This is a genomic window from Pseudomonas sp. GM49 (assembly GCF_000282355.1).
Classification (GTDB): domain Bacteria; phylum Pseudomonadota; class Gammaproteobacteria; order Pseudomonadales; family Pseudomonadaceae; genus Aquipseudomonas.
Window position 1 is genome coordinate 20,472 of the sequence record NZ_AKJL01000006.1, and the last position, 10,573, is coordinate 31,044.

The 10,573-nt window shown below is 61.2% G+C and carries 9 protein-coding genes; 2 read left to right on the forward strand and 7 right to left on the reverse strand.

Going from position 1 to position 10,573, the window contains the following annotated elements; translation table 11 throughout:
- Positions 1-48: 48 nt before the first annotated feature.
- From PMI29_RS28820 to PMI29_RS28800, 5 genes are all read right to left on the reverse strand, one after another.
- Complete coding sequence (locus PMI29_RS28820) at positions 49-684, reverse strand: lysoplasmalogenase (protein WP_007993296.1); 636 nt, start codon at positions 682-684, stop codon at positions 49-51.
- Positions 685-686: 2 nt separating this feature from the next.
- Positions 687-1,079, reverse strand: a complete 393-nt coding sequence (locus tag PMI29_RS28815; protein WP_007993298.1) for a protease inhibitor I42 family protein — start codon at positions 1,077-1,079, stop codon at positions 687-689.
- Between the two features lie 217 nt (positions 1,080-1,296).
- Positions 1,297-3,714, reverse strand: coding sequence for an endopeptidase La (gene lon, locus PMI29_RS28810; RefSeq protein WP_007993299.1), 2,418 nt, complete (start codon positions 3,712-3,714; stop codon positions 1,297-1,299).
- A gap of 316 nt (positions 3,715-4,030) precedes the next feature.
- Positions 4,031-6,442: a glucose/quinate/shikimate family membrane-bound PQQ-dependent dehydrogenase gene (locus PMI29_RS28805; RefSeq protein WP_007993301.1), complete on the reverse strand. Its 2,412-nt coding sequence runs from the start codon at positions 6,440-6,442 to the stop codon at positions 4,031-4,033.
- 190 nt (positions 6,443-6,632) lie between these two features.
- On the reverse strand, positions 6,633-8,015 hold the full coding sequence (locus PMI29_RS28800) for a carbohydrate porin (protein WP_007993303.1): 1,383 nt from the start codon (positions 8,013-8,015) through the stop codon (positions 6,633-6,635).
- 357 nt (positions 8,016-8,372) lie between these two features.
- On the opposite strand from PMI29_RS28800, the gene PMI29_RS28795 reads away from it, so the two are divergent.
- Together PMI29_RS28795 and PMI29_RS28790 are read left to right on the forward strand one after the other, a co-directional pair.
- Entirely contained in the window at positions 8,373-8,603 is a 231-nt protein-coding gene (locus PMI29_RS28795; protein ID WP_007985772.1) for a VF530 family DNA-binding protein, read from the forward strand.
- 2 nt (positions 8,604-8,605) lie between these two features.
- A complete protein-coding gene (locus tag PMI29_RS28790; protein ID WP_033051877.1) occupies positions 8,606-9,259 on the forward strand; it encodes a Pr6Pr family membrane protein in 654 nt (217 codons plus the stop codon).
- Between the two features lie 71 nt (positions 9,260-9,330).
- Here PMI29_RS28790 and PMI29_RS28785 read toward each other — a convergent pair whose 3' ends face one another.
- Positions 9,331-10,116, reverse strand: a complete 786-nt coding sequence (locus PMI29_RS28785; RefSeq protein WP_007993307.1) for a siderophore-interacting protein — start codon at positions 10,114-10,116, stop codon at positions 9,331-9,333.
- A partial coding sequence (locus tag PMI29_RS28780) for a PadR family transcriptional regulator (RefSeq protein ID WP_007993308.1) occupies positions 10,113-10,573 on the reverse strand: 461 nt, incomplete at its 5' end. The genes PMI29_RS28785 and PMI29_RS28780, both read right to left, overlap by 4 nt.

The following is a 10,573-nucleotide window of genomic DNA, read 5'->3' on the forward strand; positions in this document are numbered from 1 at the left end:
TGATAAACCGCCAAGCAGCCTGCAAAGTCTTTGTGTTCAGTGATATTGCTATCGCGGTTTCTGAGTGAATGCCGAGGCAGTGATGCCCCATTGCCCCAGCCAATAGCTGAGGATGATCACATAAGCCGCCGCGTCGAACGGCACCACAAAGCGACTGATGCCAATCACGCTGTCGGAGAACACAAACGCTACCGCACCCGCCGCCGCCAGCAGCGCCGAACGCTTGGGCACGTCAGTGCCGAGCCGCGCGAGCGCGCGCCAGAGCATGGCGCTGATGGCCAGGCCGTAGACGATCACCGGGATCAGCAGTGGCCCCAGTCCATGAGCAATCAGAATCCCCAATAGCACCGCACCGACGCCGAGGGCGATGATCAGGGGGAAAGGAGCCAGACGCCGGCAATCGCTCAGGTAGGCTTTCAGATAGGCCAGATGCGCAACCAGAAACGCGCCCAGGCCAAACACGAACAAGTCCCCCGGCCAAGCGAGCAACACGTCGCCGAGCAAGGAAAAGATCAAGCCCAGGCTGATCCAGCGCCGATATTCGCCGGGCGGTGCGTCATGCAGCCAGCCGAGCAGGGCCAGCACCGGCAGCGGCTTGACCAGCAGACACAGCAGAGAGGCATGCACGCTCACGCCATAAAGAAAGGTCACCGCGCCCATCAGCGCCAGAATCAGCCAGCCCACGGTCAGTTAACCGAGATCGCGCAGTCGAACGAGTCCACCGGCAACACTTCCGGTGCCCATGGCTGTTGCGAGGTCAGGCGCAAACGCCCGGTGCCGGTCGCAAAAGCCTGAAAGCGCCAGGTCGAAACCCCGGCCGAACCTACGATGCCGGCATCTTCCGGGTTTCGATAAACCTCAGGCCCCAAGGCGTGCAGTACGCCGCCGGCCGAATCCTGGATCGCCCAGCGATAGCCCGTGGTCGGATTGCTCGGCAGGGTCAGGATCAGGTTTTGCCCATTGCTGAGTTGCACCGGGCATTCGCTTTGTTTTTCCACGGTCACGTTGTGTGCAGGTTGCGTGGCGCACGCGGCCAGCAAGGCGAGGGCGAGGGGGGCAAGCAGGCGAATGGGGGACATGGGGTCGGGGGCTCCGGCGTTCACGACGAACGGCGAGCATAACTTAAGATGAGACAAAGTGTGACAGTCAGCCTGGACGGTGGTGTCAGGACTGACGCCTTCGCGGGCAAGCCCGCTCCCACAGGGATTGAGGGTGCACACAAGTTTTGTGACCGACTCAATTTCCTGTGGGAGCGGGCTTGCCCGCGAAGACGGCAGTACAGGCGCTACAAGAGCATCAGAACAACACCTTCGCCACATCCGCAAAGCGCTTGGCAAAATGCACGGTAATGCCTTCCTTCAGATACTCCGGCAATTCCTCAAAATTGCCGCGGTTGGCCTCCGGCAGAATCAGTTCGAAAATCTTCTGCCGCCGTGCTGCAATGACCTTCTCGCGAACACCGCCAATCGGCAGTACATGCCCGGTCAATGTCAACTCGCCGGTCATGGCCACGCCTTTTTTCGGCGGCTGGTTGCGCGCCAGCGACAGCAGGGCACTGGCCATGGTCACGCCGGCGCTCGGGCCGTCTTTCGGTGTGGCGCCTTCCGGCACGTGCAGGTGCACGAAGGCTTCGTCGAAGAATTTCGGATCGCCGCCATACGACTTCAGGTGCGAGCTGACGTAGCTGTAGGCGATTTCCGCTGACTCCTTCATCACATCGCCCAGTTGCCCGGTGAGCTTGAACCCACGGTTGAGGGTGTGGATGCGCGTGGCTTCGATCGGCAGGGTCGCGCCGCCCATGCTGGTCCAGGCAAGACCGGTGATGACGCCGACACCCGACAGTACCTGCTCGTTGCGGAACACCGGTTTGCCGAGGGACGTTTCCAGGTCTTTCGGGCCGAGTTTGATCACGGCGTTCGGCTCATCGAGCAGTTTCATCACCGCTTTGCGCACCAGTTTGCCGAGGTTTTTCTCCAGCTGGCGCACGCCGGCTTCACGAGCATAACCGTCGACCAGCGCCTTGAGCGCGCTGTCGCTGATGCTCAGGCTGCTTTTGGACACACCGGCCTTTTCCAGTTGCTTGGGCCACAGGTGACGCTTGGCGATGGCGACTTTTTCCTCGGTGATGTAGCCCGACAGGCGAATCACTTCCATCCGGTCCAGCAGCGGGCCGGGGATCGAATCGAGGGTGTTGGCGGTGCACACGAACAGCACTTTCGACAGGTCCATGCGCAAGTCGAGGTAGTGGTCGAGGAATTCGACGTTCTGCTCCGGATCGAGGGTTTCCAGCAGCGCCGAGGCCGGGTCGCCCTGGTAGCTCTGGCCCATCTTGTCGATCTCGTCGAGCATGATCACCGGGTTCATCACTTCAACGTCTTTCAACGCCTGCACCAGTTTGCCCGGTTGCGCGCCGATGTAGGTGCGGCGGTGGCCCTTGATCTCGGCCTCGTCGCGCATGCCGCCAAGGCTGAAGCGATAGAACGGCCGGCCCAGGGATTCAGCGATGGATTTGCCGACGCTGGTCTTGCCCACGCCCGGCGGCCCCACCAGCAACACTATGGAACCGCTGATCTCGCCTTTGTAGGCCCCGACCGCGAGGAATTCGAGGATGCGGTCCTTGATGTCGTCGAGGCCGGCATGGTGTTTGTCCAGCACCTTGCGTGCGTGTTTGAGGTCGAGTTTGTCTTCACCGTATATGCCCCACGGCACCGAGGTCGCCCAGTCGAGGTAGTTGCGGGTGACCGCATACTCGGGCGAGCCGGTTTCCAGCACCGACAGCTTGTTCATTTCCTCTTCGATGCGTTTCTGAGCTTGTGGCGACAGGACCTTGCCGGTCAGTCGCTGTTCGAACTGTTCAAGGTCGGCGCTGCGGTCGTCCTTGGTCAGGCCGAGTTCCTGCTGGATGACCTTGAGTTGCTCCTTGAGGAAGAACTCACGCTGATGCTCGCCGATCTTGCGGTTAACTTCGGCGGAAATCTCTTTTTGCAGACGTGCGACTTCGACTTCCTTGCGCAGCATCGGCAGGACTTTTTCCATGCGCTTGAGCATTGGCACGCAGTCGAGCACTTCCTGCAACTCGCTGCCGGTGGCCGAGGTCAGGGCCGCCGCGAAGTCGGTCAGCGGCGACGGATCGTTGGGGCTGAAACGGTTGAGGTAGTTCTTCAGCTCTTCGCTGTACAGCGGGTTGAGCGGCAGCAGCTCCTTGATCGCATTGATCAACGCCATGCCGTAGGCCTTGACCTCGTCGGTCGGCTCGGTGGGTTGGTGCGGGTATTCGACTTCCACCAGATACGGCGGGCGGTGATGCTTGAGCCAGGTCTTGAGGCGTACGCGGGTCAGGCCCTGGGCGACGAATTGCAGCTTGCCGTTTTCGCGGCTGGCGTGGTGCACCTTGACCAGGGTGCCATAGAGCGGCAGGGCCGAGGTGTCGAAATGGCGCGGGTCATCCTGGGGCGTGTCCATGTAGAACAGGGCCAGGGAGTGGTGTTCGGACTTGGCCACCAGGTCCAGGGTCTCGGCCCACGGCTCTTCGTTGACGATGACCGGCAGCACCTGGGCCGGGAAGAACGGTCGGTTGTGAATCGGGATGATGTAGACCTTGTCCGGCAGGTTCTGGCCGGGCAGGGCCAGGCCTTTGCCGGGTTTGTGCTGTGGGGCGTTTTCCGGATCGGCGTATTCGCTCGGGTCTTCGGGGAATTCTTGCTGGTCGCTCATGGGGGCACCTGCGCAATGGGTATGGGTCTTAGATGGGGCAGGTTGGCGGTGGTTTCAACGGGCATTTTCTGCAAGGGCGTGTTTCGACGGCGTGTTCAGCGCAGAGACAGGTTAGCTGAACCATGGCTGTGCGCGGTCAATTGTGGGAGCGGGCTTGCTCGCGAAGAGGGAGTGTCAGTCGATGTAAATGTTGTCTGGCGCACCGCATTCGCGAGCAAGTCCGCTCCCACAGTAGTCCGGGGGTGTTTTGAAATCTGCGGCGACAAAAAAGGCGACGTCCTCACGGGCGTCGCCTTTTTTTTACTGCCGCTAAAACTTACTCGGACAGTTTGTACGCAATCACATAGTCACCCATTTTGGTGCCCAGTGAGCCGTGGCCACCGACGACCAACAGCACGTACTGCTTGCCGTCCTTGCCGGTGTAGGTCATCGGCGTAGCCTGACCGCCAGCCGGCAGGCGCGATTTCCAAAGCTCGTTGCCGGTGTTGACGTCATAGGCGCGCAGGTATTGATCCAGCGTGCCGCTCAGGAAGCCGACGCCGCCGGCGGTGACCATCGAGCCGCCCATGCTTGGCACGCCGAGTGGCAGGCCGATAGGCAATGGCGAGCTGTCGCGGCTGGTGCCGTTCTTGCGTTTCCACACGACTTTGCCTGTGGTCAGGTCGATGCCGGCCACGTAGCCCCAGGCCGGAGCCTGGCACGGTACGCCGAACGGCGACATGAACGGGTGCATGATCACCGCGTAAGGTGCGCCGGTGTTCGGTTGCACGCCCGCTGTTTCGCTCTCGCGCTTGCTGCCGGCCGCGACTTCGGCGCGAGGCACCATTTTCGAGACGAAGGCCATGTAGTTCGGGCTGGTGAACAGCATCTGGCGAACCGGGTCGACCGAAACTCCACCCCAGTTGAAGACGCCAACGTTACCCGGATAGATCAGGCTGCCCTGTTCCGACGGCGGGGTGTATTGACCTTCGTAACGCAGTTCCTTGAACTGGATGCGGCACAGCATCTGGTCAAACGGGCTGGCGCCCCACATGGCTTTTTCGGTCAGTTCCGGGGCCAGCAGGTTCAGGTCCGAACGGGCCTGGGTCGGCGCGGTGTGGTCACCTTTCACGGCGCCTTGCGGAACCGGGATTTCCTTGATCGGGATGATCGGCGTGCCGTCACGACGGTCGAGTACGTACAGGCTGCCTTGCTTGGTCGGTTGGATCACGGCCGGCTTGATGCCGTCGGCGGTTTTCATGTCCAGCAGGGTTGGTTGGCTGCCGACGTCCATGTCCCACAGGTCATGGTGAGTGAACTGGTAGTTCCAGCGCACCTTGCCGGTGGCCAGGTCCAGCGCGACCAGGCCGGCACTGAACTTCTCGGCGCCCGGGGTGCGGTCTGCGCCCCACTGGTCAGGGGTCTGGTTGCCCAGCGGCAGGTAGACCATGCCGAGTTTTTCGTCGACGCTGGCCAGCGACCACATGTTGGCCGAATTGCGGCTGTAGTGTTCGCCCTCTGGCAGCGGTTCGGTCGCGTCTGGATTGTTGCTGTCCCAGTTCCACACCAGATGACCGTCGTGTACGTCAAAGGCACGGATCACGCCGGATGGCTCGTTGGTCGACTCGTTGTCGGTGACATGGCCGCCCATGATCACCAGGTCGCGGGTGATCGCTGCCGGCGAGGTGGCGTAGTAGCCACCCGGGGTGAACGGTCCGATGCCTTGAGTCAGGTCAACCACACCGTTTTTACCGAAACCTTCGCAGACTTTGCCGGTGTCGGCGTTGAGTGCGATCAGGCGTGCATCAGCGGTTGGCAGGTACAGACGACGCGGGCAGGCCTGGGCGACGGCTTTGCCGGCCTCGGAAATCACTGCAGAGGCAGCGTTTTCAGACTTGGCGTAGGCCGCTTCGTCGTAGTACGACACGCCACGGCAGGTCATGTGGGCGAAGCCCTTGAAACCCACCGGGCTCTTGATCTGCGGGTCGAAACGCCACAGTTCCTTGCCGGTGTCCGGATCCAGTGCCAGCACTTTGCTGTGGGCGGTGCAGGCATAGAGCATGCCGTTGGCCTTGAGCGGGGTGTTTTCGTTGGTCAGTTCCACCGGGTCATCGGCGGTTGGCAGATCGCCAGTCTGGATACGCCAGGCTTCCTGCAGCTTGCCGACGTTGGCCGGGGTGATCTGCTTGAGTGGCGAATAGCGGTCACCGAATTCGCTGCGACCATAGGCCTGCCAGTCGCCTTCAGGCATCTGCGGCGCGGTGCTGGTCATGTCAGCCGATTCACGACCCAACTCGCCGAGGGTCTCGCCCGGATGGGTGAATTGGCTGGCCACGGCGGTGGCACCGGCCAGGACCACGGCCACGCTCAAGGCGCCTGTACCCATAGGGGCAGGGCCGTTGATCAGCAATGGACGACGGAACCACGGCAGCAGCATCACCACGCCGAGGGCGAACCACAGCGCCAGGCGTGGCACCAGTTGCCACCAGTCGAGGCCGACTTCCCACAGCGCCCAAACAGTACTGGCGAACAGCACCAGTGCGTACAGGCCCAGCGCCGCGCGGCGGGCCGCGATCAGCAACACGCCGCTCAGCGCGATGCCGATACCGGCCAGCAGGTAATACAGCGAGCCGCCGAGCATGCTCAGCTTGATCCCCCCGGCCAGCATGGCCAGGCCCATTAGCAGAAGCAGTATGCCGAGCAGGGTCGGCCATAGACGGCTTCGACCCAAGGCACCATCAGTGCTCATAGTGTGGTTCTCCGTGACGTTTCAAGTAGTCCCGCGCAAGTTCACTGTAGATGACGATCCGGCGCGGGCATGTTGTAGGAGCGAGCTTGCTCGCGAAAAACCTGAGAACGCCGTGTGGTGTCAGGCTCGCAGCGTTATCGTTGACGACCATCGCGAGCAAGCTCGCTCCCACAGGTTCTTTCGGTGTTTTTTAGAACGACGACTGGACCTTGATCCCGCCGATCAGCGCGTCGTCGACCTGGTTCACGCCACCCGGGTGGCGGATGTATTGCAGGTTCGGGCGCACGGTCAGCCAGTTGGTCACGTGCACGCCGTAATAGAGTTCGGCGCTGTATTCGGTGTCCTGCGGCGGCAGGAAGGCCGGGTCGTCGAAGTCGAAGACGGCGTGGGCCTGATTGGTCGCCTCGGCATTCTTGCGAAAGGCCGGGTTGACGTGGACGCGGGCCATGGCAAAGCCGATGTCGTCCCTGGCGCGCGCGTCGAACGGGCCTTTGTAGACGAGGCCAGCCTGGACGTAGTTGTCGATGGCGTTGGTCTTCTTGTCGTGCATCGTGCCGTTGGCGAACAGGCTCAGGCCGCGGGAGTGATCGCTGGCGAGGCTGGTGACTTGCTGCTGAAGGCCGAGCCACACGCCGTGTTTGCTCGAAGCGCTGCGGTAGGCTTCGCCACTCAGGGCGGCAGGCTGGCCATTGCTGTCCTTGTAGACATCGGTGGCGTTGGCGCTGCTGTAGTAGTAACCGGCGCGGTATTCACCCGGCAGGCCGTTGAGCTTCGGCGTCCACACCAGTTCCACCGGCAGGACCGCGCCTTGGGTGCCGCTGCCGCTGAGCTTGAAGCCGTTGCCGCGATCCAGGTTCGACGAATTTTGCTCATACGCGCCGATCTGCGCGTACAGCTGCGGCGTCAGATGATATTTGACCCGCAGCGCCCACTGGCTGACCGGCCAGTTGTACCAGATGTCGCCCGCCCAGTTGCCGACCTGGGAGCCGCAGAACGCCAGGTTCTGGAAGTCGCAGGGGAAGCTGTTGAAGTCTTCGCCTTCGCCGAAGCGGCCGGCCTTGATGTCGAGTTTCTGGTCGAAGAATTTCTGCTGATACCACATTTGCGTCAGGCGCCAGGTCTGGCCACGGCCCCAGACTTCCTGGGCCGAGGTAAAGCCGCCGACACGCGGATCGTTGATGCGGTCGTTGCTGATGTTGTTACCGCTGCGTTCGGTGATGGTCAGCTGGAACTCGGCGGCGTCCCAGCCGAGGATCTTCTGCAAGTCCAAATGAGTGCCGAGGGCAAACTGGTCGCTGTAGCGTGCGGTGCGGTCATGGTCGTGACCGCCATGCAGGTTGCTGCCCATTTCGCCGGTGTAATCGACTTTGAAGTCGTAGCCTTTTTCCGCAAGTTCGGTACGAGTGCCGTTCCAGTCGCCGAGCATCCACGGTGAGTCGCTATCGAAGGCCGGAGCCGAGTGAGCGCAAGTGGCAAGGCCCAAAGCGGTGAATCCGCCTATCAGGTTCAAGGTTTTTCGGCAGGCAACAGGCTTAAAGACAGCGCTGTCTTTCGAAAATTGGAAATCAGGCATAGAGAAGAAATTCTTGATCTTTTTCTGGGGATTAAACGGAAGAAATGGCTAGCAGAAGCGTTTCAGCTAAAGCGGGTGCAAGGATAATGATCTGTTACAAATAGAGAAAGGGCTTTTACTGACATGCATCCTTTCGGATTCGGTAACAGTTGTAGGAGCGAGCTTGCTCCGGGCGGCGTTCCGACGATGGTCGATAACGATAACGCGTTCATTCTGGGTTGACGCGTTATCGTTCGAGTCCATCGCGAGCAAGCTCGCTCCTACAAGTTCACCTAGATTTGATAGATCGCTTCCCCCCAGCGAAGCCCTCGGCTAAGGTGCGCGGCTTCCAATTCCCACTCTGCTCGAAGGCCCGGCATGACTGAACACAACACCGATCCGTTGCATGGCGTGACGCTGGAACAGATCCTCAACGCGCTGGTTGAACACTACGAGTGGTCGGGGCTGGCCGAGCGCATCGATATCCGCTGCTTCAAGAGCGACCCGAGCATCAAGTCGAGCCTGACGTTCCTGCGTAAAACCCCGTGGGCTCGGGAGAAGGTCGAGCGCCTGTATGTGAAGTTGATGCGCACCAAGCGTCCGCTCTGAACATGCTCAAGCCTTCGACGTCAGCGGCTGCCACGAGGCGTCGTTTTGTGGCCGTGGCGACGGTGCTCGGCTGGGCGGGTTTGAGCATCCAGATGTACCTGATTTTCCATTCGCGCTGGACTCTGGGCGCCAGCCTGATGGGCGGGCTGCTGAGCTTCTTCAGTTACTTCACCGTACTCAGCAATACCTTGGTGGCGACGGTATTGACCTGCGAACTGACATCCCGCGAATCGGCGGCGCGACGCTGGTTCTTGCAGCCAGGGGTCAGCAGTGGCATCGCCGTGAGCATTGCGTTAGTCGGCCTGGCCTACAACCTGTTGCTGCGTCACTTGTGGCATCCCGAAGGCTGGCAATGGCTGGCCGATGAGCTGCTGCATGACGTCATGCCACTGCTGTTTCTGGGCTATTGGTGGTGCTGTGTACCGAAGGGTACGTTGCGATTGGGGCACATCGCGTTGTGGATGATTTATCCGCTAGTGTACTTCGCCTACTCGCTGCTGCGCGGGCATCTGCTGGCGACTTATCCGTACCCGTTCATTGATGTGGAGAAGCTGGGTTATCCACAGGTGTTTATCAATGCCGGGGGATTGTTGGCGGGGTTTGTGGTGATTGCGTTGTGGGTGGTGGGGTTGGATCGGTGGCGCGCTCGAATGTAACCGCGGATATGGCGGTGTGGAATGCTTTTTGTGGCGATCCGACAAGCCCCCTCGCCACAGTGTGACGCCTGTTACTCCTCGTTGTTGTCGTCCAACTTCCAGTACCCAACCGCCTTGACGAACTGCTCATCCAGCCCGTGTTCATCGAGCAACACCCGGCGAATTTGCCGCGACACCTTGCTCTCGGTCGCGACCCAGGCATACAAGCTTCCTGCAGGAACCTGGATCTGACGCACAGTGCTCAGCAAATGATCCTTGCCACCTTCGCGCAGCACCCAGATCACATTGACCTCGGCAGCGCTTTCCAGCACTTGCTGCTCCTTGCCGTTCTCCACTTCGATGATCACCAGGGCACGCCGATTGGCCGCCAGCCCTTCCAGGCGCCGGGCGATGGCGGGCAGGGCGGTTTCGTCGCCGATCAGCAAGTAGCTGTCGAAGATGTCCGGCACGATCATCGAGCCCCTTGGCCCGCCGATGTGCAGGAACTGTCCAGGTTGGGCCTGTTCGGCCCAGGTCGCGGCCGGGCCGTCGCCGTGCAGCACAAAGTCGATGTCCAGTTCGAGCGTGTCGGGGTCATGGCGGCGCGGGGTGTAGTCGCGCATTTCAGGCAACGGACCGTTGGCCTTGCCGGCGCCCAGCACCAGGGTTTCCAGCGTTGCCGCTTGCTCGGCGTTCTGCGGGAACAGCAACTTGACGTGGTCATCCGTACCCAGGCTGACGAAGCCAGCCAGCTCAGGCCCGCCCAGGGTAATCCGGCGCATGCGCGGGGTCAGGTCGACCACCCGCAGCACTTCCAGGCGACGGCGTTTGATCTCGTGCATGACACGGTGAATGGTTGAGGCAATCACTTCAGTCATTCGGCATTCTCCTGAACGGCCGGGCCGTCGACGATGGCCTTGGCGGTGTTGTTGAGCAGGTCGCGTACCCGCAGGATTTCGTCCGGGCTCCAGCGCCCATGGTGCATTTGCAGGGCGTGGCGCAGGTTATGCACGGCTTCATGGATTTCTGCCGGGCGATCATGTCCGCGTAGCGAACGCTTGCTGACGTCGATGCGCATCCGCACGCCATCCAGTGCAATGGTTTGCTCTTTCAGGAACAGACGTCCGGCATCGGTCACGCTGTAGCGTTTTTTCCCGCCTTCGGCATCGCCCGCAATCATTTCGCTTTCTTCAAGGAATGTCAGGGTCGGATAAATCACACCGGGGCTGGGGCTGTAGGCGCCGTCGAACATGCTTTCGATCTGGCGAATCAGGTCATAGCCGTGGCACGGCTGTTCGGCGATCAACGCCAACAGCAGCAATTTCAGGGCGCCGG